At 73.6% G+C, this 24,456-nt stretch carries 23 protein-coding genes and 1 pseudogene; 13 read left to right on the forward strand and 11 right to left on the reverse strand.

The genetic code is table 11. The annotated features are described in order from the left end of the window. Nucleotides 1-272 precede the first annotated feature (272 nt). A complete protein-coding gene (locus OG309_RS35880) occupies nucleotides 273-1,583 on the forward strand; it encodes a threonine/serine exporter family protein (RefSeq protein ID WP_329427468.1) in 1,311 nt (436 codons plus the stop codon). A gap of 164 nt (nucleotides 1,584-1,747) precedes the next feature. After that, nucleotides 1,748-2,194 (forward strand): DUF7144 family membrane protein, encoded by a 447-nt coding sequence (locus tag OG309_RS35885; RefSeq protein WP_329427470.1) that lies wholly within the window; start codon nucleotides 1,748-1,750, stop codon nucleotides 2,192-2,194. A 48-nt stretch (nucleotides 2,195-2,242) separates the two neighbouring features. On the opposite strand, the gene OG309_RS35890 is transcribed toward OG309_RS35885, so the two are convergent. Next, nucleotides 2,243-2,881 (reverse strand): response regulator transcription factor, encoded by a 639-nt coding sequence (locus OG309_RS35890; protein WP_329428721.1) that lies wholly within the window; start codon nucleotides 2,879-2,881, stop codon nucleotides 2,243-2,245. 8 nt (nucleotides 2,882-2,889) lie between these two features. After that, a complete protein-coding gene (locus OG309_RS35895) occupies nucleotides 2,890-4,185 on the reverse strand; it encodes a sensor histidine kinase (protein WP_329427471.1) in 1,296 nt (431 codons plus the stop codon). A gap of 174 nt (nucleotides 4,186-4,359) precedes the next feature. On the opposite strand from OG309_RS35895, the gene OG309_RS35900 reads away from it, so the two are divergent. Then, on the forward strand, nucleotides 4,360-4,899 hold the full coding sequence (locus OG309_RS35900) for a hypothetical protein (RefSeq protein WP_329427473.1): 540 nt from the start codon (nucleotides 4,360-4,362) through the stop codon (nucleotides 4,897-4,899). Between the two features lie 84 nt (nucleotides 4,900-4,983). Here the strand turns inward: OG309_RS35900 and OG309_RS35905 are convergent. Continuing rightward, a pseudogene (locus OG309_RS35905) lies at nucleotides 4,984-5,745 on the reverse strand (collagenase); the annotation flags it as partial. 344 nt (nucleotides 5,746-6,089) lie between these two features. Between OG309_RS35905 and thpR the strand changes: the two are divergent. Beyond that, nucleotides 6,090-6,674, forward strand: coding sequence for an RNA 2',3'-cyclic phosphodiesterase (gene thpR, locus OG309_RS35910; protein WP_329427475.1), 585 nt, complete (start codon nucleotides 6,090-6,092; stop codon nucleotides 6,672-6,674). A 28-nt stretch (nucleotides 6,675-6,702) separates the two neighbouring features. Here the strand turns inward: thpR and OG309_RS35915 are convergent, their stop codons facing one another. After that, nucleotides 6,703-7,293 carry a TetR/AcrR family transcriptional regulator gene (locus OG309_RS35915; RefSeq protein WP_329427477.1) on the reverse strand — a complete coding sequence of 197 codons (591 nt, stop codon included), beginning with the start codon at nucleotides 7,291-7,293 and terminating at the stop codon, nucleotides 6,703-6,705. 51 nt (nucleotides 7,294-7,344) lie between these two features. On the opposite strand from OG309_RS35915, the gene OG309_RS35920 reads away from it, so the two are divergent. Then, nucleotides 7,345-8,094, forward strand: coding sequence for a class I SAM-dependent methyltransferase (locus OG309_RS35920; protein ID WP_329427479.1), 750 nt, complete (start codon nucleotides 7,345-7,347; stop codon nucleotides 8,092-8,094). A 12-nt stretch (nucleotides 8,095-8,106) separates the two neighbouring features. Here OG309_RS35920 and OG309_RS35925 read toward each other — a convergent pair whose 3' ends face one another. After that, complete coding sequence (locus OG309_RS35925) at nucleotides 8,107-9,378, reverse strand: GNAT family N-acetyltransferase (RefSeq protein WP_329427480.1); 1,272 nt, start codon at nucleotides 9,376-9,378, stop codon at nucleotides 8,107-8,109. Between the two features lie 297 nt (nucleotides 9,379-9,675). Between OG309_RS35925 and OG309_RS35930 the strand changes: the two genes are divergently transcribed. The 4 genes from OG309_RS35930 to OG309_RS35940 are packed head-to-tail and all read left to right on the forward strand — an operon-like array spanning nucleotide 9,676 to nucleotide 12,765. Beyond that, complete coding sequence (locus tag OG309_RS35930) at nucleotides 9,676-10,812, forward strand: ABC transporter permease (RefSeq protein ID WP_329427481.1); 1,137 nt, start codon at nucleotides 9,676-9,678, stop codon at nucleotides 10,810-10,812. Then, nucleotides 10,809-11,489: an ABC transporter ATP-binding protein gene (locus OG309_RS35935; RefSeq protein WP_329427482.1), complete on the forward strand. Its 681-nt coding sequence runs from the start codon at nucleotides 10,809-10,811 to the stop codon at nucleotides 11,487-11,489. The genes OG309_RS35930 and OG309_RS35935 overlap by 4 nt, the downstream gene beginning before the upstream one ends. Continuing rightward, nucleotides 11,387-11,929 (forward strand): alpha/beta fold hydrolase, encoded by a 543-nt coding sequence (locus tag OG309_RS38200; protein WP_443067615.1) that lies wholly within the window; start codon nucleotides 11,387-11,389, stop codon nucleotides 11,927-11,929. Before OG309_RS35935 ends, OG309_RS38200 begins: the two co-directional genes overlap by 103 nt. Further along, a complete protein-coding gene (locus tag OG309_RS35940) occupies nucleotides 11,926-12,765 on the forward strand; it encodes a crotonase/enoyl-CoA hydratase family protein (protein WP_329427484.1) in 840 nt (279 codons plus the stop codon). Before OG309_RS38200 ends, OG309_RS35940 begins: the two co-directional genes overlap by 4 nt. 27 nt (nucleotides 12,766-12,792) lie before the next feature. Here OG309_RS35940 and OG309_RS35945 read toward each other — a convergent pair whose 3' ends face one another. From OG309_RS35945 to OG309_RS35960, 4 genes are all read right to left on the reverse strand, one after another. After that, nucleotides 12,793-13,338 carry a GNAT family N-acetyltransferase gene (locus OG309_RS35945; RefSeq protein WP_329427486.1) on the reverse strand — a complete coding sequence of 182 codons (546 nt, stop codon included), beginning with the start codon at nucleotides 13,336-13,338 and terminating at the stop codon, nucleotides 12,793-12,795. Between the two features lie 793 nt (nucleotides 13,339-14,131). Then, the gene (locus tag OG309_RS35950; RefSeq protein WP_329427487.1) at nucleotides 14,132-14,359 is read right to left on the reverse strand and encodes a hypothetical protein; all 228 of its coding nucleotides are present in this window, start codon (nucleotides 14,357-14,359) and stop codon (nucleotides 14,132-14,134) included. Between the two features lie 28 nt (nucleotides 14,360-14,387). Further along, nucleotides 14,388-15,749: a hypothetical protein gene (locus OG309_RS35955; RefSeq protein WP_329427489.1), complete on the reverse strand. Its 1,362-nt coding sequence runs from the start codon at nucleotides 15,747-15,749 to the stop codon at nucleotides 14,388-14,390. 46 nt (nucleotides 15,750-15,795) lie between these two features. Beyond that, the gene (locus OG309_RS35960) at nucleotides 15,796-16,095 is read right to left on the reverse strand and encodes a hypothetical protein (protein ID WP_329427491.1); all 300 of its coding nucleotides are present in this window, start codon (nucleotides 16,093-16,095) and stop codon (nucleotides 15,796-15,798) included. Nucleotides 16,096-16,539: 444 nt separating this feature from the next. On the opposite strand from OG309_RS35960, the gene OG309_RS35965 reads away from it, so the two are divergent. After that, entirely contained in the window at nucleotides 16,540-17,082 is a 543-nt protein-coding gene (locus tag OG309_RS35965) for an NUDIX domain-containing protein (RefSeq protein WP_329427493.1), read from the forward strand. 233 nt (nucleotides 17,083-17,315) lie between these two features. Continuing rightward, nucleotides 17,316-17,813, forward strand: a complete 498-nt coding sequence (locus tag OG309_RS35970; protein ID WP_329427495.1) for a hypothetical protein — start codon at nucleotides 17,316-17,318, stop codon at nucleotides 17,811-17,813. A gap of 31 nt (nucleotides 17,814-17,844) precedes the next feature. On the opposite strand, the gene OG309_RS35975 is transcribed toward OG309_RS35970, so the two are convergent. Continuing rightward, nucleotides 17,845-18,528 (reverse strand): helix-turn-helix domain-containing protein, encoded by a 684-nt coding sequence (locus OG309_RS35975; RefSeq protein ID WP_443067616.1) that lies wholly within the window; start codon nucleotides 18,526-18,528, stop codon nucleotides 17,845-17,847. Nucleotides 18,529-18,709: 181 nt separating this feature from the next. On the opposite strand from OG309_RS35975, the gene OG309_RS35980 reads away from it, so the two are divergent. Next, nucleotides 18,710-19,900: a cytochrome P450 gene (locus tag OG309_RS35980; RefSeq protein ID WP_329427499.1), complete on the forward strand. Its 1,191-nt coding sequence runs from the start codon at nucleotides 18,710-18,712 to the stop codon at nucleotides 19,898-19,900. On the opposite strand, the gene OG309_RS35985 is transcribed toward OG309_RS35980, so the two are convergent. Then, nucleotides 19,861-23,823, reverse strand: coding sequence for an nSTAND1 domain-containing NTPase (locus tag OG309_RS35985; RefSeq protein WP_329427502.1), 3,963 nt, complete (start codon nucleotides 23,821-23,823; stop codon nucleotides 19,861-19,863). The two genes, OG309_RS35980 and OG309_RS35985, sit on opposite strands and share 40 nt — an antisense overlap. Nucleotides 23,824-23,984: 161 nt before the next feature. Here OG309_RS35985 and OG309_RS35990 point away from each other — a divergent pair, with 161 nt between their 5' ends. Continuing rightward, nucleotides 23,985-24,389 carry a peptidase inhibitor family I36 protein gene (locus OG309_RS35990; RefSeq protein WP_329427504.1) on the forward strand — a complete coding sequence of 135 codons (405 nt, stop codon included), beginning with the start codon at nucleotides 23,985-23,987 and terminating at the stop codon, nucleotides 24,387-24,389. The last annotated feature ends 67 nt before the right edge of the window (nucleotides 24,390-24,456 follow it).

Raw genomic sequence — 24,456 nt, forward strand, 5'->3', positions numbered from 1 at the left:
CGGGCTCCCCGGCCGCCGCCCGGCCGCCGCAGCCCCCGGCCGCAGCCCCCGGCCGCAGCCCCCGGCCGCAGCCCCCGGATGCCGACCGGGTACATCCGGGGGACGCTGGTCACCGGCGTCGCCGAACGTCGGAGGGAGCTCGGCGTGGAAGAGTCAGGGCCGCCCGGGAAACCGTCCGGCGGTGCGGGGGAGCGGCCGCCCGGGGATGCGTCAGGAGGTCGGCGGCACGGCCGCCCGGGCAGGCGCCCGTGCTGCCCGCACACGAGCCACCGGTGTCCGCCGTCGCAGCGGCCCGGCCTTCGGCGCCGGATCCGGACCCGGCATCGGCCCCGATCGACGACCTCACCGCCTTCCTGGTCCGCCTCACGGGCCTCCTGCTGCGCTCCTCCGGCGAGGGCGCCCACCTCATCGGCGTCGCCGTCACCGACTCCGCCCGGGGCCTGGGCGGCGACGCCTCGCTGCTGCTCGTACCGGAGGCCGCCACCCTCACCGTGGTGGCCGCCGACGGCCGGACCCGGACCGAGACCGTGCACGGCTTCCCCGAGGTGTTCCGCCTCGACCGGGTGGCGGCCCTCAAACCGCTCCTCGCCGACGTACGGGCGGGCCGTGCCGACGTGGCGGAAGCAGGGCGCCGCCTGGCCCGGATCGAGAGAGCGCCGGCCCCGTACCCGTGGTGGCTCACCTTCCTGGGCATCGTGCTCTTCTCGCTCGGCTTCGCCCCGCTGATGCAGCCCACCTGGTACGAGGTGGGCACCACCGCCGCCCTCGCCTCGATCGCCGCCGCCCTCGCCGTCGCCGCGGACCGGGTGCCCCGGCTCGCCCGGGTGCTCCCGCTCGTCGTGTCGACCACGGTCTCGATCGTCACCCTCGGGTTCTTCGCCGGGGATCCGGCCCACGGTGGACCGGTCCTGCTGATGCTGCCCGCGCTCTTCTTCTTCGTGCCCGGCGACTACCTGAGCGCGGCCGCCGCCGAACTCGCCGCCGGACTCGTCACCACGGGGGCGATCCGCCTCGTGTACGCGGTCTTCCTCCTGGTGCAGCTCTGCGTCGGCGTCCTGCTCGGCGTGTACGTCACCGGCACCTCCACCCGCGCCCTCTTCGACGTCGCCGCCGCGTCCGACCTGCCCCGCTGGGCCCTGTTCCTCGCCTGGACCGTCTTCACGGCCGGCACCGTCCTCGCCTTCGCCGTCCCTCTCCGCTTCTTCTGGCCGGTGCTGCTCCTCGTGTACGTCACCGTGGGCGTGCAGTCGCTGGCCACCGGACTGGTCGGCGAGGTGGCGGGCACGTTCTTCGCGGCCGTGGTGCTGGCGGCCGCGGCCACGGTCCTCTCCCGAGGGGCCGGCCGGCCGCCCCGGCTGATCCTCGTCCTGCCCGGCTTCTTCACGCTCACCGTCGGTTCGCTGGGCATGCGGGGCCTGACCACCCTGGCCGGCGGCTATGTGGTGGAGGGCTTCACGGACCTGCTGAACATGCTCGTGATCGTCACCGCGATCGCGGTCGGCATGGTCGTGGGCGCCACGCTGGTGCCCGAGAGCGGCCCGCGTCGCGCCGCCGCCTCACCGGGCACCCGTAGCGCGGCATGACGGCGCCCCTCCCGCCCGTGACGCACGCCCCCACGCTTCTGCGATCACCCGTTCGGCGGATTCCATGTGGTTGCGCGGCGGCGCCCCGAGGAGGCTCGAAGCAGCGCGTGCCACTCGGCCTCCGGGGGGCGCACGGGGCAGGAGCAGCAGAAGGGAACACGGGCATGAGTCAGCAGACAGCGCGGCCGTCAGGGGCACCCCGGGGAAGCCGGGACACCGGCGGCTGGGTGGCCGGCGGGGTGACGTTCGCGGCGGTGCTGATGCTGTGCAGCGGCATCCTCGGGGTGCTGGAGGGCATCTCCGCCGTGGCCGAGAACGACGTGTACACCCGCATCGGCTCGTACGTGTACGAGCTGAGCCTCACCGGCTGGGGCTGGATCCACATCGTCCTCGGCGCGCTCGTCGCCGCCACCGGCGCCGGCCTCCTGAAGGGCGCGACCTGGGCACGCTTCGCCGGCCTGCTCCTCGTCTCGCTGAGCCTGCTCGCCCAGTTCCTGTTCCTCCCGTACGCGCCGTTCTGGTCGATCCTCGTGATGGCCATCGACGTGTTCGTGATCTGGGCCCTGGCGAGCAGCCTGGACGATCCCGGGAGCGGCACCGCGCCCCGCTGAGCCCCCGGACCCCGTCACCGGGCGGGCAACGAGACGGGCGGGAGCGCGTCAGCCCGCCACCCCCAGGAAGCGCAGCACGGCCAGTACGCGCCGGTGGTCGGCGTCCGCGCGGGGGAGGTCCAGCTTCGCGAGGATGCTGTTGATGTGTTTGGCGACCGCGCTCTCGCTGACGACGAGCCGGTCGGCGATGCCCGCGTTGGAACGGCCCTCGGCCATCAGGGCCAGGACGTCGCGTTCGCGGGACGTCAGGCGCTCCAGCGGGTCGCTCGGCCTGCGGACCAGCAGCTGCGCCACGACCTGCGGGTCGAGCGCGGTGCCGCCGTCGGCGACGCGGCGCAGCGCGTCCACGAACTCCTCCACGTCCGCGACCCGCTGCTTCAGGAGGTAGCCGACCCCGCTCGTGTTGGTCGCGAGCAGTTCGGCCGCGTAGCGCTCCTCCACGTACTGGGAGAGCATCAGGACGGCGGTCTCCGGACGCTCCCGCCGGATGGACAGGGCGGCGCGCACCCCCTCGTCCGTGAACCCGGGCGGCATCCGCACGTCCACGAGAGCGAGGTCGGGCCGGTGTTCCTCGACGGCGGCCAGCAGGCCCTGCGCGTCCCCGGCCTCGGCCACCACCTCGAAGCCGGCCATCTCCACCACCTTGACCAGACCGATCCGCAGCAGCACGGAATCCTCGGCGATCACGGCACGCCTCACGTCGGGCACGGCAACTCCACGCTCATCATGGTCGGTCCCCCTACGGGACTGCTCATCCGGAATGTCCCGTCCACGGACCGCACGCGCTGGGCGAGCCCCCGCAGACCGCTTCCCCTGGACGGATCGGCCCCGCCCACCCCGTCGTCGGCGATCACCACCCGCAGTATCCCGCCCAGCCGCGTGACGGTCACGTCCGCCCTGCTCGCCTCACGCGCGTGCTTGGCCACGTTCGTCAGCGCCTCGGAGACCACGAAGTAGGCGACGGCCTCGACGGCGGACGCGGCCCGATCGGCAGGACGCGCCTCCGCCTCCTCGGCGGTCGACCGGTGGGGCGGCAGGTCGACGCGCAGCCGTACCGGCAGCGGCGAGCGCGCCGCGAGTCCGGACAGGGCCGCGTCGAGGCCCAGTTCGTCGAGGACCGCCGGATGCAGCCCGCGCACCAGGTTGCCGAGCTCCTCGATCGCGTCCTTCGCCTCCTGGTGGGCCGCCTCGATCACCGCCCGCGCCTCGGGCGGCAGGTCCTTCAGCGTCGCCTTGGCGATCCCCAGGTTGAGTGCGAGCGCCACCAGCCGCTGCTGGGCGCCGTCGTGCAGGTCCCGCTCGATCCGGCGCCGCTCGGCGTCCGCCGCGTCGACGGCGCCCGCGCGGCTCTCGGTGAGGTCGGCGACCCGCTGCGCGAGGTCCTCGCTCGCGTCGGGGCCCAGCAGCCGGGGCCCGAGGTGGGTCTCCATCCGGACCAGGGCCTCGGAGAGGGCGGGCACGAGGGCGAGCGCGCCGAGTCCGGCCAGCGTGACGTAGAACGCCTGGGTGCTGTACCCGCGGTGCTCGATCCGCCACTCGAAGGGCACCGCCCAGACCCACACGTACACCGTGGCCGCGGCCAGCCCGGCCGCCAAGAGCGCGATCAGCAGCGCTTCGAGCGCGCCGAGGAGCAGACCGGTGAAGGAGTGGTAGCCGGCCTGCCGCAGCGGCCGCCGCCACCCCGGGCGGGGGATGTCGATGCCGAGCAGCCGCCGCCACCCCGGGCGGGGGATGTCGATGCCGAGCAGCCGCCGGAACCGCCAGATCTGGGCCGCCGTCAGCGCCGGCACGACGAGGACCGCGAGCACGACGACGACCCCCAGGACCACCGGCGCCTGGGCGTCGCCCCCGTCGACGGTCTCCCAGAGGAGGCCGGAGGCGAGGAACAGCAGGAACCCCATGAGGAGATGGAGGGGTATCCCCAGGGCGAGGAAGGACTTGTCTCGGGCCACGCGGGTGAGCGCGCGCCGCGTCCGGGGCGGGACTTTCATGATCCAACCGTACGGTCAGCCCTCGCGCCCGCGATATGCAGCTGGTGTCCGGGCCGGGGGTACAGCCAGTGCCACCCCAAGTCGGACACCGGTGTTACTGACCGGAGCGGGGCCGCGGAGGAGTGTTGATCACGAGCCCGGACACCGGGTCAGCGACCCCGAAAGGCACCCGCCATGGCCCTGATCACCGCCCACCCCGTGACCGCGTCCGAGGGCCGCCGCACCGACGGACGGATGGTCGGGCGGGTCGCCGACCCCATGGCGGCGCGGGGCGCTGACCGGAGGGCCGACCGCACCGGCGGCCGCGTCGCCGGGGCGACCGACGGGGCCCCGAAGGGCCCCGAGCGGGTGGGCCGTTCCCGGCGCCGCCAGGGTCGTGTCCTGCTCGGCGCGGGCCTGGTCCTGCTGCCCTGGCTCGGCTACCTCGCCGGCACCCTGCCGCCCGTCGAGGCGGCGGCCTGGGTCACCCTCGACGCCCTGGAGGCGGCCGCCCTCCTGACGGCCGGGAGCCGCCTCCTCACCGGAGACCCCCGCCACCGCGCCCCCGCGGCGGCGGCGGCCGCTCTCCTCCTCGCCGACGCCTGCGTCGACCTCGCGACCGCGGCCCCCGGCCCCGAGCTGATCACGGCCGTCGCCATGGCCGCGCTCGCGGAACTCCCGCTGGCTGCCCTCTGCGTGACGCTGGCCGCGAGGGGGCGGGGAGCGCTGACCTGAGCGGCTCGTCTCTCCGCCCGTCGGCGCCCGTCGGCGCCCGGCGCCGACGGGCGTGGCGGGCCGTGCGGGCGGTGTGGATCAGGCGCCCGCGGCCACGGCCGTCAGCCAGGCGTTCCAGTCGTTCTCGTAGTCCAGCGAGGTCAGGAACGTACGCGCGGCGGTCCAGTTCCCGGTGCGGTAGAGGGCGAGCAGGGTGGCGACGTCGTCCGGGTGCTCCTCGACCATGTAACGGGCGGACAGGTAACCCCAGTTGTAGGTGCGGTTGACGTCGGTGTTGTCGTAGGTGGTGTCGAACAGCGTGCGGAGGGAGTAGGTGTGGTTGCCGGCCTCGGCCGTCGCCTTGGTGTAGGGGATGCCGCGGTACGAGTAGGAGACGTACTCCGCTATGCCCTCGCCCCACCACACGGTGGGGGTGGTCTGACTGGCGCCGAAGTCGCCGTACAGGTCGTAGCGGCCGTCGAGGTAGTGGGTGTACTCGTGGTTGAGGTTCCAGATCTGCCAGCCGGGGCTCACGTCGGTGCGCTCGTAGCAGATGAACCGCGGCTGGTTGTTCTTCTTGGCGGGGTCGCCCTCCAGGTACATGCCGCCGTTGTTGGTGTCGATGCCGTAGATCTTGCCCGCATAGGCCTTGTAGTCGGCGCTCGAGTCGAAGACGTCGACCTCCAGGGTCGTGTTGGAGTCGTTCGCGACGGGCCCCGCATCCTTGACCACGCCGTGGAAGAACGCGTCCTGGTCGGCCAGGCTCGCGCAGGTCGCGGCCAGTTGGGCGGTGGTCATCTCCTGGGCCCGGATCCGCAGCGAGGGGCTGCAGTCGTGGACGACCGGCAGGATGCGCGACTCCAGCCTGCCGCCGGCGGCGCCGGTCGCGGCAAGGGTGCCCGAGGCCTTGCCGTGGGCCGGCCGCTGGCCCGGGTCCGCGAACGCGTGGTCCGGGGAGGGCTCGGCCCGGGTGGCTTGGGCGGCCTGGGCGGGAGCGGCCGCGACGGCGGCGATGAGCAGGGCGGTGGCGATGGCCATGGCGCGCAAGATTCACTCCTGGAGATGGGCGGAGGGAAGCCCCGTCCGTAACGGGCTGCGCAGTAAAATGGCACATGTCACATGTCTTTTCAATACGTGGAGCAGCCGGGTGCCGTGCTCCTCGACAGGGCCCGGTGTGACCGGGGCGGGTCCGGCAGGGTACGAAGGCTCCTGTGAAAGAAGAGACCCCTGAGGCGACCGTCCGCGTGTTCATCGCGCTCGCCCCGCCCGACGACGCGAAGGACGAGCTGGAGCGGGAACTGCTGCCCGCCTACACGGCGTACCCCCGGATGCGCTGGAACCGCATCGAGGACTGGCACATCACCCTCGCCTTCCTCGGCGAGCTCCCCGTCTCCGCCGTGCCTCCCCTGCGGCGCCCCCTCGCCGAACTCGCGGCGTCCCGCGGGCCGCTCCGGCTCGCGCTGCACGGCGGCGGTCACTTCGACGAGCGGGTCCTGTGGAGCGGCATCGACGGCGACCTCGACGGGCTCCACCGCCTGGCGGCGGACGTGCGGTCCTTGGTGAACGACTGCGGCATCCCCTACGAGGGGCGCCCCCTGCGCCCCCACCTGACCCTCGCCCGGGCCCGGCGCGACGACCTGTCGAGCGTGGTCGAGACGGCCGCCGCCCTCGCCGGGTTCCGGGGCCGCACCTGGCGCACCGAACGCCTCCACCTCGTCGGCAGCAACGTAGGCCGGGGACCCGGACCGATCCGCTACCGGGACATCGAGGCCTGGGAGCTGGGCGGCGGCGAGTGACGGCCGGACCTGGTCTGCCGCGCGGGCGTCACGGGTGGGAGACTCCACCGAGGGCCGCGACGGCGAGCCGTACCGCTCGGTCGTTCACGACGTCGTAGTCGGCGCCGCCCTCCAGGGCGCTCGTCGCGGCGTTGACGAACCCCTGGAGCAGGCGCGCGGTGATCAGGGGGGCGTCGTCGCCGAGGTCGCGCAGGGCTCCGACGAGCGGGTCGAGCAGGGCCCGGTGCGCCTCGTCCGCGCCCGCACGCAGGGCGGCGGCGTCCTGGTCGTCGGCGGTGGCGCGGGCGATGCGGTGCTCGCCGTCGCGGACCATCTCCAGCTGCGCGGTGACGTAGGCGGCGACCCGCTCCTCGGGTGAGTCGCCGGCGGCGGCGAGGGCGGCGTGGATGCGCTCGGTCCAGCGCGGCGCGGCCTCCCGCACCACCTCCGTGAGCAGGTGCTGCCGGTCCGGGAAGTACTTGTAGACGCTGTTGCGGGCCAGCCCGGTACGCCGGGCCACGGCCGCGAAGGTCACCTTCGAGGCGTCGCCCTCCGCGAGCAGCTCCCGCGCGGCGTCGAGCAGGGCGGAACGCTGCTGGGTGCGGTGGTCGGCGACCGTGGCAGCGTGGATCTTGGGCACGGGCCCAGTCTAGGCCTGTCCCGGGGGTCGGGTGACTCCTAGGCTGGGCCGATGGATCCGGCAGCCGCGGTGCCCGACGAGACCGCCAACGACTACGACCGTTTCGCGGAGGAGTACGCCGCGGAGAACGAGCACGGCCTCGTGAACGCGTACTACGAGAGGCCCGCGATGACGGCCCTGGCCGGAGACGTCGCCGGCCGTCGGATCCTGGACGCCGGGTGCGGCTCGGGCCCGTTGACCGCGGCCCTGCGCGACCGTGGAGCGGTCGTCAGCGGTGTCGACGCCAGCACCGGGATGCTGGCGCTGGCCAGGCGCCGGCTCGGAGCGGACGCGGACCTGCGCGTCGCCGATCTGCGCGACCCGCTGCCGTTCGCGGACGGCGCGTTCGACGACGTGGTCGCGTCGCTGGTGCTGCACTACCTGGAGGACTGGGGTCCGACGCTGGCCGAGTTCCGGCGGGTGCTCCGGCCGGGCGGCCGGCTGATCGCGTCGGTGGACCATCCCTTCGTCGCGTACACGATCCAGGAGCCCCGGCCCGACTACTTCGCGACCACCAGCTACACCTTCGACTGGCCGCTCGGCGGGCAGCTCGTGCCGATGAGGTTCTGGCGCAAGCCACTGCACGCGATGACGGACGCCTTCACGGCCGCCGGTTTCCGCCTGACCGCCGTCGCCGAGCCACAGCCCGACCCGGCCGCCCGCGACCTGTTCCCCGACTCCTTCCAGGCCCTCGCCGACAGCCCCTGCTTCCTGTTCTTCGTCGTGGAAGCGCCGCAGCCGCCCGGACGCGCGAACGGCTGAGGTGCCGGCGGGTCAGAACCAGTGCAGGCAGTGCGGCGGGCGCTCCGCGCGGAAGAGCGCGTCGGCGAGGGCGGCCGCGGCCGGGTGGTGGGCCCGGATGTGCCCCGCGCGTACGAGGGCGCTCGGGGCGGTGCCGCCGAGGTAGACCGCGCCCAGGTCGTTCACGTCGAGCGTCAGGTCGGGCGCCCGGTCGGTCGGGACGCAGTCGGCCTTGCCGTCCCGGACGGTCAGCAGGTGGCGGCCGCGCTCGCCGAGGAACGGGTCGGCGACGTCGAGGACGAGCTCGCCGTCGCCGAACCACCCGCGCGCGGTCAGCGCCCGGGGGACGTCGAGGAGCCGGACCCACAGCCAGTCGGTCTCGCCGCTCAGCGTGCCCGCGCGGAAGTCCGTGAGCTGCCAGCGCAGCGGGTGCTCGGGCGGGAGGTGCTTGAACACGACCTGGCCGACCAGGTCGTGGCCGAGCAGGAAGCGGGCCAGGGCCGTGAAGGCGGCGTCGTCGGTGGCGACGGTCTCGTCGACGGTCAGGGTGTCGGCGTCGCCGATCGAGTAGCTCGCGTAGCCGTCCGGGACGCCGTCGGCGCCCCGGTGGACGGCGACGTAACGCGGCGCGCGGGAGACGGGCGGCTGCCCCGCGCCCAGGGCCCACCAGCGGGCCGGCCGGGACAACGCGCCGGGCTGCGCGCGGCGGTAGCGCTCGTAGACCTCTTCCAGGACCTCCCCGCACTCGGCCCGGCGCAGGACCTCGACCGAGGCGCCGCGTGATCCGTCCGCCGGGGCGGCGTCCGCGCCGTCCGCGCCGTCCGCGCTGTCGACGCCGTCCGCGCCGTTCGCCCGTGGCGGGGCGAAGGCCGCCTGGTCGCGCCGCACCGTGAGGCGCCGGGTGTACGTCGCGGGTCCGTAGCCGAACCGGCCGTAGATCGTGGCCTCCGAGGCCAGCAGCACGGAGAGGAACTCCCCTCCGGCCCGCAGCTCGGTGAGCTGATGCCGCATCATCGCGCTGAGCACGCCCCGGCGTCGGTGCGAGGGCAGGACGCCGACGGCGGTCACCCCGGCGGCGGGTGCGAGGGCCCCGCCGGGCAGGGTGAGTTCGAAGGCGTACGTGCCGGCGGTACCGACGGGCCGGCCGTCCGCAGCCCGGGCGAGCAGGCACCGTTCCGGTTCCAACGCCGCCCACCAGACATTGCCGCCGTCCTCGGCCGGGGTCTCCGGGAAGCGTCCGAACGCGGTGTGGAGCGTGTCGACGAAGACGGCGTGGTCCTGGTCGGTCGTGGGACGGATGTCCATGGCTGCTGCCTCCCCGGGATGCCTGTCGGACAGGCCCTGCGCGCCACGGCCATGGCGCCCGCCACAGTGCACCCTCGCCCGGAGGGAAGAGCAACCGATTAACGCGGCGGGCCGGGGCGACCCACGACCCCACTTGGGGACGCCCCGTCGCCATCATCTATCTTAGGGACGCCTAGTCCCCATCCTTGCTCCTGCCACCCCTCTTCATGCGCACCGCCGCCCCCGACTCCACCCCCGACTCCACCCCCGTCCTCACCTTGACCCAGCTCCCGATCCTGGACTTCTGGAGGGAACACCGTGTTCCTCGCCCTGCTGGAACTGAAAGCGGCCCGGGGCCGCTTCCTGCTGATGGGCAGCGTCGTCGTGCTCGTCGCCGCGCTCGTCGGCATCGTGTCCGGCTTCACCACAGGCCTCGGCGACGACACCGTCTCCGCCCTGCGCAGGCTCCCCGCGACCCACATCGCCTTCGCGGCCGGCTCGGCCTCCGACCAGTTCGCCCGCGGGCTGATCGACGCCCCGACCGCCGACGGCTGGCGGAAGGACCCGGCCGTCGAGAGCGCGGAGGCGACCCCGCTCGGCGTCTCGATCACCCGGGGCACCACGAGTCGGGGCACCGAAGTGGATCTCGCCGCGTTCGGCGTCGAACCCGGCGCCTTCACCGACCCGGGCGCCGACGACGGCACGCCCCTGGACGCGGCCACGCCCCTGGGCGTGGTCGTCTCCCGCCAACTCGCCGACGAAGGCGTGCGGATCGGCGACACCCTCGTCGTCGACCGGCTCGGCATCCGCCTGGCGGTGGTCGGCACGACGGGCCGCTCCTCGTACGGGCACGTCCCCGTCGCGTACGTCACCACGGACACCTGGCGTCGCATCCGCTTCACCGTCCCCGGCGCGAAGGCCCTCCCCGCCGACCTCCCGCTCCAGTACAGCGCGATGGCGCTCCGCCTCCCCGAAGACGCCGACAGCACCACCCTCGCGGCGGCCGACCGCCGCCACGGCACGACGACCGTCCCCCTGGAGAAGGCCTTCGCGGCGGCCCCCGGCTACGAGGGCGAGCGCCTGACCATGACGTCGATCCAGACCTTCCTCTTCCTCATCGCCCCGCTCGTCGTCGGCGCCTTCTTCGCCGTGTGGACCGTCCAGCGCACCCCGGAACTCGCCCTGCTCCGCGCCATGGGCGCCTCCCGGAGCCGCCTGCTCGGCCACACCCTCGCCCAGGCCGCCGTCGTGGTCGCCGCCGGCACCGCGGCCGGAGCGGCGCTGGCCTCCACCGTCGGCCTGCTCGTCGGCGGACAAGTGCCGTTCAGCCTGCCCGCGAGCACCCTCGCGACCACCATGGCCGCCGTGGCCCTGGTCGGCCTCGCGGGCTCCGCCCTCACCCTGCGCCGCGTGACCACCGTCGACCCGATGACCATGCTGGGAGCCGCCCGATGAGCCTCCACCTCCACGCCGTCACCGTCACCCTCGGCCGGGGCGACTCCCGCACCACCGCCCTGCGGTCCGTCACCGCCGGCTTCGCACCGGGCGTCCTCACCGCCCTCGTCGGCCCCTCCGGCTCCGGCAAGTCCACCCTCCTCGCCGTCGCCGGCGCCCTGCTGCGCCCCGACAGCGGCCAGGCCCTCCTGAACGGCACCGACCTCGCCGCCCTCACCGACCGGGAACGCGCACGGGCCCGCCGCGAACGCATCGGCTTCATGTTCCAGAGCGGCAACCTCCTCAGCGGACTCACCGCCGAGGAACAACTCCTGGCCGCGGCCTCTGTCGCGGGCCGCCCGCCCCGGTCCCTGCGCGCCAGAGCCCGCGAGCTCCTCACCGAAGTGGGGCTCGCGCACCGCCTGACCCACCGCCCCGACCAGCTCTCCGGCGGCGAACGCCAGCGCGTCGCCCTCGCCCGAGCCCTCCTCCTCGAACCGGAACTCCTCCTCGTCGACGAACCGACGGCCGCCGTCGACCGCACCCGAGCGGAGGACCTCACCGCCCTGATCGCCCGCACCACCCACCAGTACGGATGCGTCACCGTCGTGGCCACCCACGACCCCGTGGTCAGCGGCGCGGCGGACACCACCCTCGACATGCTGGACCAGGCCGCGTCGGCGGCGACGACGGTCTGATTCGGCAACGCCCCGGGAGGCGAGGCGGCGACGCGTCCCCGCGCATCGACCCGGCGCGAGTGTGGCCGTTCGAACGCCGGACGGCGGGGGAGCAGGGCATCCCGCAGACCTGCCTGCACTGGCCGCCCTCCCGCGCCGACCGCCCCGCCCCCGGCCGCACCCTGACCATGCCGGTCCTGCTCCTGGCAGGGGACCGGGACCCCTCGACACCGCCGGCGTGGGCCCGGGACCGGGCCGCGCGGACCCCGAAGGCCGAGCTCGTCCTCATCGAGGGAGCCGGCCACTCCACCCAGAGCCGAAGCACCGGCGGCGCCCGCGCGGCAGAGAGGTTCCTGCTGCGGCAGGCGGACCGAGGGAGGGCAGGAGCGCGGTGCGGGCGGACGGGGTTCCGCCCGCGGGGGTGGCCTGGCCCGGAGCGCCGCGTGAGAATGCCGCCATGACCGACACCCCGGTGCCACCCGCAGACCCGAACCCCAACCCTGCACGGCCGGCCGCCCCCGCCGCCGTCCCCGCCGTCCGTACCGAACGGAACGGCCCGGTGACGACCGTCGTGCTGTCACGACCCGCCGCCCGCAACGCGGTCGACGGACCCACGGCCCTGCAACTCGCGGACGCCTTCCGGGCGTTCGAGGCGGACGACGAGGCTTCGGTAGCGGTGCTGTGGGGCGAGGGCGGAACGTTCTGCGCGGGCGCCGACCTCAAGGCCATCGGCACGGACCGGGGCAACCGGGTCGCGCCCGACGGCGACGGCCCGATGGGCCCGACCCGGATGGAGCTGTCCAAGCCCGTCATCGCGGCCGTCGCCGGTCACGCCGTGGCCGGCGGGCTCGAACTCGCCCTCTGGTGCGACCTCCGGGTGGTCGAGGAGGACGCGGTCCTCGGCGTCTTCTGCCGCCGATGGGGAGTCCCGCTGATCGACGGCGGCACGGTCCGGCTGCCCCGGCTGATCGGCGAGAGCCGCGCCATGGACCTGATCCTGACCGGCCGCCCCGTCCCGGCCTCCGAGGCGTACGGGATCGGGCTCGCCAACCGTCTCGTACCCCCGGGGCAGGCCCGCGCCGCGGCGGAGGAACTCGCCCGGGAGATCGCCGGGTTCCCCCAGCTGTGCCTGCGCCACGACCGGCTGTCGGTACGGGAACAGTACGGCCTGCCCGAGCCCGAGGCGCTGGCGGCGGAGCTCCGCCACGGCATGGTGCCGCTGTCGGCCGGGGAGACCCTCTCGGGCGCCGCGCGCTTCAGCTCCGGGGCGGGACGGCACGGGTCCTTCGGCGACTGAACGGCCGCGCCGGGCGACCGAAGCGGCTCACGCCGCCGCGCCGTCCTGCTTCCACTCGTGGGCGAGGAGCCCGAGCAGCACCTCGTCCAGGACCTCGCCCATCACCCAGGCCGAGGCGCGCAGCACGCCCTCGCGGACGAATCCGTTGCGCTCGGCCGCGCGGAGCATCGCGGTGTTGTCCGCGAGCGTCTCGATCTGCAGCCTCCGCAGGCCGCGCACGACGAAGCCGTAGTGGCAGAGCGTCGCGACGACGTCGGTCCCGTACCCCTTGCCGCGGTAGGACGGCCGCAGTCCGATCCCGATGTGCGCGATCCGGTTGTGGGTGTCGATGCTCCAGAGCTCCGCGCTGCCGACGAGCGTGCCACCGTCCAGCTCCACCACCGAGAACGGGACGTGCCGCTCGTCCGTGTCGTCCATGACGAGCCGCGGATTCTTCGATCCGGGGGCGATCGGCCGCCACGGGCGGCTGTCGGCCCGCGAGGAGTTGACCACGTCGTCGTAGAGCTCGGTCCGCAGGATCGGGAGATCTTCTTCGTGTCGGGCCCGCAGCCCGACTCTGTCGCCTCGCAGCATGTCGGATTCCTATCCGACCGCGCCGGACGGCGGCAATCGAATTACGTACCCCCGACGTTGACAGCGACAGCGACAGCGACGGCGGTGTCGGGGGCTCAGGCGCAGGATTAGGTGGAGGTGCCCGCCGCCTCGACCGGCGCTCCGGACGGGCGCAGGACCTGGAGGCGTGCGGTGTCCCGTCGGCGGTCTGACCGCAGCCCAACTGGCGCACCGGAGCCTCGACCCGGACGGTCGCCACGGCGGGCCCGGCCGCCGGACGCGTCACGGACCACGCGGGCATGGCGGCGCGGCACGCTGCCGTCGGTCAGGACGACGTCGTTCTCGGCGCCCCCGGCCCGGCGACGTGACCTCACCGGTCAACGGCACGACCAGGCCGGGGTCGTCGACGCCGCGCAACCGGGGCGGGGCGGACGACGTGGGCGCCGCGCCGCGGCGGAGCGTGCCGCAGCGGAGGCAGTACGGGAAGTCGCGCCGGACGTGCACGCGACAGGCATGACAGAGCATCGTGCGGGATCCGTCGCCTCAGGAACCGCTGACGAACGTGCCACCGGGGGCGTCGTGCCCAGGCCCGGCGGTGTGCAGCCCGGGCCCACCGAGCCGGTCGAGCCCGGGCCGGAACACCCCACTGCGCCGCCCGTCGCCCACGGGCGCGACACCACTCTCACGCCCACCACCCCGCCCGCCGTCCCCGTCACCGGCTCCACCGCCGGAGTTCCCCCCCCGCCAGCGCCACCCCGGCCGGGGCCACGCCTGCATCCGCTGTCCGGTCCTCCAGATCGACCCGCGACAGCGATCACGGCTCATCGAGATCATCCAGAACCTCCGTGAGCGGATCCGCGAAGCCCGCGGCAACGGCTGGCTGGGCGAAGTCGAAGGACTCCAGGTCAGCCTCGACGCCGCCACCACCAAGCTCAACAGCCTCGGCCGGGGCGTTGCCGACGGCCGACCCGAGCTGGTCGATCTCGGCATGCCCGTCTTCACGGACCCTGCACCGCCGCCTCCGCGAGAACCGGGAGAACACGAGGCCCGGGCCTGAGCCTCTCGTGGAGTCACAAGCCAGCATCGGTGAGCATCCGATACATCTGTGTCGGCCGCAGCGCGGGGTTGGCAGCGGCATCGTCGACTACCTGGGGGTCCGGGTCAGAGAGCAGATGCTCCAGCAACGCGTCCGTGATGTTGGGGTGACGGGCGACTCCGCGGCGCAGGAAGGACTCTTTAGCGGCGGCGAGTTGCTGAAGGTCTGGCACCGGTAGTTCTGGGTTTTGCAGGGCGAGGTAGCGCACGTTCGGGCTTGGTTCGTCAACGAACGTGCGCAGCATGTGACGGGGGAAGTTGGGGTGTTCGACGAGTAGCGGTCGAATGTGGAATACGTCGCCGTGTGTGCGTACCAGTGCTTCCAGGACCTCCGGTGGTGTGGTCGGCCGGCGGGCGGCAGCACGACGGACCGCGAGTTCCGGGTCGTTGTCCAGCCGACGCCATGCCTCTTCGGGTAGGTCATGACAGGAGGCCAGTACGCGCCGGAATGTCATGTATCGGCAGTCCAGGTAGGTCATCCGCTCGTTGAGGGGCGCTTCGCGTAGCCAGTCCGGTTCGGCGAAGTTCCAGTTCAGAGCCACCTCGGCCTCGATGCTTCCGTCCGCGCGTTCGGCCTCTACGAGCGCATACAGTCGGTCCCGGGTTTCGGCGTCCACATGACGACTCTGCGCCGCCGCGACCCGCACGAGCGGGTCGGCGATGTCCAGTAGCCGGGCAACCATCTCTGCCGATAGATGAGGGTTCCCGGCGACAGCCTGATGGACCTCCTCTTCCTCGCTCCGCATGAGCTGCGCAAACTGCTCCGACGTGAGCGGGACGTAGCGTGCCACGTTGACGCGCACAGCAGCGTCAGCCAGGCAACGCTCCCTCCACTCAGGCGGGACACCCGGTTGCTTGCGCTCGGTGGCGGCTGCACGGACCTGCGGATCCGGGTCGGCGAGTAGTTCCACTTGCACGGCGAGAGGCCGGTCGTACCAGGCTCGTGCGACCGCAGCACGCAGGCTCGGACTCGGCGCGCTGACGAGTGCCGTCCGAGGCTGGCCGTAGGCTTCCTCTAGATCATCGATACCGAGCGACACTTTGCGATCCACCATGTCGCGGACAAAGTCTGTGTAAGCGTCACGGATCGCCGGATCGGGATGCGCGGTGATCCTTCGGCGCATCTCCGGGGAAATCCGGTCCCCGTGAAGGCTCGCTGCGGCGTTGTCGTCGCCGTGCGTGAGCAGAGCCTCGACGATAGCGTCTTCCAGCCGCCCGCGACGCAGCGATATCCCGTGTCGGCCGGCCTTGTGTGGGGCCAGGCGTATCAGGACGTCTTGAGGCGCTGCTGCGTTCCGCCCTAGCCCGGACAGCTGGGGGTGATCGAGGCTTGTCATGCGCCCAAACTAGTCGGGCCGCTGCATGCCAACCTTCCATCGGTCCTTAGTCCGGAAGAGCAAGGCTCGCGTCGTGCGGGACGTGGGCGACCGGGACGTCGTGCGAGGCCAGGGCGTGCGCGGCGTTGCCGAAGAAGAGTGACGACTTGGACAGTCGCGCGTCGAGGGCGGCCGGCCCGTCCGCCGTACCGGACTCCACGCGAAGACGCGGCAGCTCGGCGACCTGCTCGGACGTCACGCCGAGGCGTAGCGACACCTCTTCCGGGTCGCCGTCGAGCTGGGCGGCGAAGTCGGGGTCGACGGCGAGACGGGTCATGGCATGGCGAAAGGCGTCGTTGTCGGTCATGGCCTCACGTTCTCCGTCGGTGCGTGTGCACGCTTGTGGTGATTCCGTCGGGAAGCGGAGGTCCCCCTGGCCGGCGGCATGGATGCCATTCCGGCCATCCCAACCGATGCCTGCAGGATTCCTGTAAGGGCTGTCGACCGACTGCGCAAGGCCGAAGGGGGGCATGACAGGGGAGCAGGGTCGGAGCCGGGAAGCAGTCGAGTTCCGGCCAGAGCCTTTCTCCGTGCCGCGCCGTGGCGCGAGGAGCGCGGAGGCGAGAGACGGGCAGCGTCGCAGCCAAGGGTCCGGCTGCCGGTGGCGCCTTCGCGAGACGTGTCGGCTGGTCGGACGCCGACAGGACCTCCCGGGCGACCACGATGCGCTGCTCGGGCCCGTGGTCCGCTGCCGCCCCGCCGATCACGCCCCGCCCGGCCGGGCCCACCGTACGAGCCGGATACTTGCCCCATGGCGAACACCGAGGCACAGCCCCTGCCCCAGCCCTTCAGCACGCTGAAGGTCCGCGTAGCAGCCCTGGTCTACTGCGGCGACGACGTGGCCCTCCTCCGCCGCGACCGTCCCGACTCCGTGCACTACACGCCCATCGGCGGCAACGTGGGGCCCGGCGAGGACCTCCAGGTCGCCCTCGCGCGCGAGCTGCACGAGGAACTTCGCCTGGACGTCGCCGAAGCCGACGGGGGCGAACTGATCTGGATGGTCGACCAGAGGGTCAGCCGCCCCGGCCCCACCGCGCCGCCGCGCAAGCTGCACCTGATCCACCGGTTCCGCATCACCCCGGAGGTCCGCTCCACGCTCGCCACCGAGGAGTACGACGAACAGCCCGACGGCAGCCACGAGATCGGCCACATCGAGTGGATCGCCCACGGCGAGACCCACGACCTGCCGATCTTCCCGCCCCTGGGCCCGCACCTCGCTCGGCTCGGCCCCCGCACCCCGGTCACCGACGCGGCCCTTCCCGCCGTCACCGACGCCGACTACCGGTGGGTCTAGACCCACCGGGCGCAGGCGCGACCGGCGTCGACTCGTCCTATCCGGCGCTGCGCCGCACCCGCGTATGGGCTGACGTGCATACGCGGGCACCTCATCCACCATCAGAACCGCAGCCATGCGCCGGACGGAACGCGCAGCCCATAGGCGGGCGGCGACGCGCCGTCGTCATCAGCGCCTGCGCCTGCGCCCGGCCGGAGGGCGCGCCCGGGACGGGCGCGCGAGCGGGGCGGATCTTGCCCGGCCTGCTGCTGGCCGCCCTGCCCGGGCCGGCCGCCGTGGCCTACGTCCGCGCCCACGCCCGCCTGCACGCCTCCGGCGCCGGGCCCCGGGCCGCAGGTGCCGATGTCCCCGAGCACTTGTCCGTGGACCTCCAGGCAGCCGTGACCGTACCGGCCAACCGGCCCGTCGACAGCAACGACACCACACGGCTCCCACTGCGCTACGTCGGCCTGCGAGCCCTGGCCGACATGGGCGACCTGGACCGCGCCCGACAGGACCCCAACGAGGTTCACTCCGACGGCCTCACCCTGCGGAGCCCCGTATACCGGGCCAATCTCCTCCGCCCCGACCTGCCGGAGGCGGACCTGAGCGGCGCCCGCCTCGCGGGGGCCAGGAGGGAGGGAGCCGGCATGACCCGGGCGAAGCTCATCGGCGTAGACCTGGACCCCGGCGATCAGGCGCCCCCGCGCGGAACTCCGCCGCCGGGTGCCCCGTACGCCAGGGAGCCGTAGCCGTCCTTCCACCGCCGGCCCCGGGAATCCGTCAGGACAGCAGCGGGCGCCATCGGTCGGCCGATTCCATCGTGTCCTGGACGACCTGCCGAAGGAATGTTCCCGCCCGGGTGAGCCGCTGTGCGGCGGGGCTGTCGGGGGCGAGGGTCTCCGCCGCCGTGATCGCGGCCTGGGCCACTTCGAGGGTCTGCCGTGAGCTGATCAGGATCGAGTGGTACCAGGCGTCGTCGTCGATCACGTACACGTCGCGCCGCCGCTGCGGGTCGCGTTCGCGGCGTGCGTAGCCGTTCCGGACCAGGAAGTTGACGGCGACGGAGACGGATGCCGCGCTGAGCCGCAGCCGGCGGGTGAGCTCGGCGGCCGTGCGTCGGCCGTCCTCGGACATCAGGAGGTCGATGTGGACGCGGGCCGTCGTCCTCGGCATCCCCGACCTGACGGCCAGCTCGACGATCCCCTCGTCGAGGGCGTCGGGAGCCGGGCGGTCCGCCGCGCCGGCGCGCGGAGGTGGCGGTGTGCTGCGGCGCGCCCGTTGTGCCGTCACCTCGTGGGCGTGCTGCGGCCGGTAGCCGCCGGGGCCGCCGTTGCGGGTGACCTCGCGGCTGATCGTCGACGTCGGCCGGCCGAGCCTCCTGGCGATCTCGGCGTACGCGAGTCCGCCGGTCAGTCCGGCCGCGATCCGGTGGCGTTCCTGCTGGGTCAACCGTCCTCCTGGCATGCGCGCAGTATTGCCTTCGCCGCTCCTCATTGCAACGGCCGTTGCATTCGTCCGCAGCGTCATTGCATCAATTTGGCGCCTCCTACCTGCAATAACGCTTCGAATTGATTGACCAGAACTTGAACGCAACGTAGCTTTCGGAATGTGTCAAACGTTTGACGTCGCGAGATGAGGAATGGTCATGAGCGAGTCCCTCCACACCGTCCCGGCCCTGCCGACGGAGCGTCCGGCCGGCTGTCCCTTCGACCCGCCCACGGAGCTGACCGAGGCCCGCCGGCACGGACCCATCAGCCGCTTCGTCCACCCCGGAGGCAAGCCCGGCTGGATGATCACCGGACACGAGCTGGTCCGGTCGGTCCTGGCCGATCCGCGCTTCAGCTCGCGCAAGGAGCTCCTGAACGTCGTCGACTTCGAGATCCCGGCCGCACCGCCCGGCGAGTTCCTCCTCATGGACGACCCCCAGCACAGCCGCTACCGCAAGCCGCTGGTCGGCAAGTTCACCGCGCGACGGATGCGGCTCCTCACCGAGCGAGTCGAGCAGATCACCCACGACTGCCTGGACGCCATGGAGCGCACCGGCCCGACGGCCGACCTGGTGACCGCCTTCGCCAAGCCCATCCCCACCATGGTCATATGCGAGATCCTGGGAGTGCCGTACGAGGACCGCGCCTCCTTCCAGGAGCAGATCGACACGTTCATGAACGGCGAGACGAGCGACGAGGAGCTCATCGCCGCGTACACCGCGACCCAGGAGTACCTGGCGGAACTCGTCGTCGCCAAGCGCGCCGCCCCCACCGACGACGTGCTCAGCGAGCTCACCGACAGCGACCTCAGCGACGAGGAGCTGCGGGGGATCAGCCTCATCCTGCTCGCCGCGGGCTTCGACACCACGGCGAACATGCTCTCCCTCGGCACCTTCGCGCTGCTGCAGAACCCGGCCCAGCTGGCCGAACTCCGCGCCGACCCCTCGCTCGTCGACAGCGCGGTGGAGGAGCTGCTGCGGTACCTGAGCGTGGCCAAGTCCTTCATGAGGACGGCGCTGGTCGACGTCGAGCTGGGCGGCCGGCGCATCGAGGCCGGGACCACGGTCGTCCTCTCGTACCACACCGCCAACCGCGACCCCGAGCGCTACGCCGACCCCCACGTCCTCGACCTGGACAGGAACGCCGGCGGACACCTGGCGTTCGGCCACGGCGTCCACCTGTGCCTGGGCGCGCAGTTGGCCCGCGTCGAGATGCGCGTCGCGTTCTCCGCCCTCCTCCAGCGCTTCCCCACGCTGCGCCTCGCCGTGCCGGCCGAGGAGGTCGCCCTGCGCCCGGAGACGGCGGACATCTACGGGGTGAAGAGCCTTCCGGTCACCTGGGACGCGTGACCTCGCCCGGCCCCCTGTCCCCGTGCCCCCGGATCCCCGGGGCACGAGTCCGCATACGGAACGTCGGGCAGCAGCGCCCGCCACTCCGCGCGCGACAGCCCCGCCCCGCCGACCCGGCGACAGACCACCGCCGCCGTACGGTCCGGGGCGAGGGGGTAGGACTGCGGCGGCGTGCGGTCGCCCGCCGCGCGCAGCACGGTGCCGTCGGCGTCGAACGCCAGGGCCAGGATCCTGTCGCCGGGCGTGGACAGCGGCCCGCCGATCCGCTGGTGGGACGCGGTGTCCCAGAGCTGAAGCGTGCCCTCGTCCCCGGCCACGGCGAGAGTGCGTCCGTCGGGGGAGAACGCGAGGGCGGAGACGAACTGGTACGGGTGGCTCTCCTCGCCCGGCAGCACGCCGAGGCGCCGGCCGAGCCGCCCGTCCCAGAGCGCGACCCGCCCGGACGCGTCCCCCACCGCCAGCAGCGCGCCGTCCGAGCTGAAGGCGAGCGCCGTCGCCTTCCCCGGACTCCGGGTGTTCGGCAGCAGGGCGCCCCCGGGCATGCGGTAGGCCTGCCCCCGCGCCGTCAGCAGCAGGCTGCCGTCCGGGTGCAGCGCGGTCCGTCCGAAGCCGCCGGTCAGGGTGGTCGTCGTCCACCCGCGCCGCAGGTCCCGCACGCGGGCCGGAACGGCGCCGGGGCCCGGCGGGCCGGACACGACCAGCGACTCCGCGCCGCCGCCGAACGCGACGTACGACCAGGGCTCGGGGCCCAGTTCCCGCGCGCCGAGCTCGGAGAGCGCCCGGCGCCCGCGTACGTCGTAGAGGGAGACCCGAGGCGACTGCGCGGCCCCCGCCCCGTACGCGAGGCGCCGCCCCGCCGCGTCGAACGCCAGAGTGACCCCGCAGTCCTCGGCGAGCGGCCACTCCGCGGGCAGCCGGCAGGCCGCACTGCCCGGCTCCGCCAGCGGCTTGCCGGTGCGCGGGTCGAAGAGGCGGAAGCGGACGCGGTCCCGCTCGCCACGCGCCGTGGCCAGGACGCCGCCGCCCGGACCGAACGCCGCCGCCACCGCCGGGACGGCGTCCCACCGGCCTTCCATCGACCGGTCGAGGGAGAGCGTATGGACCGTGGGCCCCCACGAGCCCTCCGGGCCGCCCAGGTACCGGACCACACCGGCGCGCGGGTCGATCCGCAGGTCCTTGACGACCTCCCCGACCAGCCGGTGCCGGAAGACGGGCAGCGGTGCACCCACCCGCCACACCAGCAGCTCCTTGCCGTCCGAGGCCCCCAGGAAGGCACCGTCCGCGGCGAGTTCGACGGTCTCCAGGCCCGGGTGCTCGACCTGCGGGAGCTCCCGCCCGGAGGCGACGTCCCAGGCCCGGTACCCCGTGTCCCCGATCAGGCCCAGGTACCGGCCGTCGGCGGAGAACGCGACCCGCTCCTGAAGGCACTGCCGGTGCGTGACCTCCGGCAGCCGCGGCGCCGACACCCGGCGCCGCCGGGCCACGTCCCACAACTGGAGCCGCTCGCCCGGCACGCACAGGGCCACATACCGGTCGTCCGGGCTGACGGTGGCATCGGCGAGCGCCGTACCCGCCGAGAGCGAGGGCTCACGACGGTCCCTCTTCTGCTGGTTCCGCAAGGCGGTGAGATGCTCCCACCGGAGGCCACCGGACGTCGTGTCGCCGGAGTGGGGCGTCCGCGACCGCCCGGCCCCGACCGTCCACTCCAGCAGCGGGCGCCGCACCCCCAGGTCCCACAGCTGTACGCGAAAGCCGTCGCGGGTGGTGTCGTACGCGAGGAGGCTCCGCCCGCCGGCACCCATCTCCACACCTGCCCTCGCCACGACGGGCATGCTCAGGAGGCCGCCGCCGTCCAGGTCCCGCACGCTCACCCGTCCCGCCGGGCCGAACTCCGGCAACCAGCGCGCGCCCGCCTGCGGAAAGGCCACGTCCCCGGCCGCCTTCCCCAGGCCCGGCGCCGTGCCGGTGCGGCGCCGGCCGGCGACGTCCCACCAGGTGACCTGGTCGGCGCCGACGCTGATCAGCGTGCGCCCGTCGCCGCTGAGACGGCGCATGGTCCCGTCATCGCCGTCGGGGTCGGTGAAGACGTCCTGCTCCCGCTGCGCCATGGCGCTCGACAGGGCCGCACGGGTCTCGGGCAGGTCCGCGACGCGCCAGGCGGCGAGACCGAGCCGCATGGCCTGCTGCGGATCGCTCGCCTGGAGGCTGTACGAGACGCCCGCGACGCGCCGGGCCTCCGCCTCGACGTGGCGGCGCTCGGCGGCCCGGTTCTGCTGCCAGGCGACGAGCGAGGCGACGAGGCTCAGAACGAGCAGCACCGACCCGACGCCTGCCCGGGCCCGCCGCCCCCGGTGTTCGCGGCGGCGCGCGGCGGCGGACGTGGTGAGGAACGCGCGTTCCGACGGCGTCAGGCCGACGCCGCCGCCCACCTGCTGCTCGGCATCGGCCAGTCGTACGCCCCGGTACAGGGCCCCCGGGTCCCGCCCGAGCGCCTCCCAGGCGTCGGCGGCCTCGGTGAGCCGGCGCAGGGTGCGGAGGCGCTCGCGGTCCTCGTCGAGCCAACCGCGCAGGCGCGGCCAGGCGGCCAGGACGGCCTCGTGGGCGAGGTCGACGGTGTCGCCGTCGAGCGTGATGAGGCGGGCCCGGGCGAGCCGTTCGAGCACGAAGGCCGTTCCGGCGTCGGAAGGGGCACTGGTGCCGGTGCCGGTGCCGGATCCGTCGGGCTCCGTGTCGGCGTCGGCCGACGCCGCGATCTCGGCCCGGGTGGTCGGCCGTCGGGTGTCCGGGGTTCCCTCGCCCGGGCTGACGAGCCGCAGCAGGATGCGCCGTGCGGTCGCCGCCTGCCCGGGGGTGAAGCGGGCGAACACCTCCTCCGCCGTGTGCGCGACCGCCCCGTGGATGCCGCCGGCCGCGTCGTACGCGGCCTCCGTCAGCACCCGGCCCCGGCGCCTGCGCCAGGTCTCCAGGAGCGCGTGGGACATCAGCGGCAGGCCGCCCGGTTCCTCGGCGACCTCGCGCACGATCCGGGCCGTGAGGGTCCGTTCCACGACCAGCCCGTCCAGTGCCGCGGGCCGGACGACGGCCTCGCGCAGCTCGGACTCGTCCATGGGGGAGAGCAGCAGGGTCGCCTCCCGTGCGGCCTCGGACAGGCGCCGGTGCCGGGCGAGATGGGCGTGGAAATCGGCACGGACGGCGAGGACGACCCGTACGCCCCGGTCGGGTTCGGCGGCGTCCAGCAGCACGTCGATGAACCGGTCCCGTGCGGCCTGGTCGGCGCACAGGGTGAACACCTCCTCGAACTGGTCGACCACGACCACCGTGCCCGGGCCCGCGTCGCCGATGTGCCCGTGGGCGTCGGCCGGATGCGCCCCGGGCGTGAGAATCCGAACGGACGCGGTCCTGCCCGGCCCGCCCGTCGTGCCCGCCGCCCCGCCCGGGTGCCGCCGCAACCGTGGAATGAGCCCCGCCCGTAAGAGAGACGACTTCCCGCTCCCGGAGGGGCCGGTCAGGACGACCAGGCGCCGTTCGCGTACGAGCTCCACCAGCCGGGCCACGAGCCGGTCCCGCCCGAAGAACCGTTCCTCGTGCCCCGTGCCGTACCGGGCGAGACCGAGGTACGGAGGCTCGGCGTCCTCCTCGTCGGCTCTGGCCTCCTCCTGCGTCCCGCGCAGCGCCTCGTGCCAGCGCCTCTCCCACTCCTCCGGATCCCCGCCGCACGCCACCACATAGGCCCGCACCACCGACAGCGAGGGCAGCCGCTCTCCGGCGGCGGCCTGGGCGAGGGTGGCCGTGGAGTAGTGCGCCCGCGCCGCCATGGCGCGGTAGGTGAGGCCGCCGGCCTCCTGCCGTAGCTTCCGCAACGCGTGGGCGAACCGCGCGGTGGCTCCCGCGGTCGGATCCAGCGGTCGTTCCCTACGCCCCATGACATCCCCCGTTCCGTCCGTGGCAAGGCCGGGACGACGCTAAGGAATTGTCCGAACTGGTGAAACAGGCCTGCCGGACAATCTGCGACCCGCCGAATCTGGTCCCACCGCCCTGTGGCGGACGTATCGAGGAACCCATCGACGAAGAACGGGAGTTCACCATGCAGCGGAACAGGCTGGCCCTTGCGGTCGCGACGGGCGCACTGGCGGCGGTCGCCACCCTGGGGACGGGCGCGGGGACGGCGAGCGCGGGAACGACGGCGGTGTGGCAGGGTTGCCAGTCCGGGCAGATCTGCGTCTACCCGGAGCTCAACGGCGGCGGCACCCCCTGCGTCTGGTACGGCGACGACCGCGACTGGCGGTCGGGGTCCCCGTACTGCGACAAGGTCGTGAAGTCGATCTGGAACCGGGGCGTGGGCGGCGCCGGCAGCTACCGCCACGTGAAGTTCTACTTCAACGCCGGATACGACAAGTACTACGCGTGCGCCGCCCAGGGCTTCAAGGGCAACACCGGCCCGACCGCCGGCGTCGTGCTCAGGTCCCACATCTGGGCGACGAGCTGCTAGCGAGGCCCCTGCCGCCGGCGACGTACCACGCCAGCCGGGCGTGGTACGTCGCCGGCCGCAACCCCCG

It is taken from the genome of Streptomyces sp. NBC_01268 (genome assembly GCF_036240795.1).
Classification (GTDB): Bacteria; Actinomycetota; Actinomycetes; order Streptomycetales; family Streptomycetaceae; genus Streptomyces.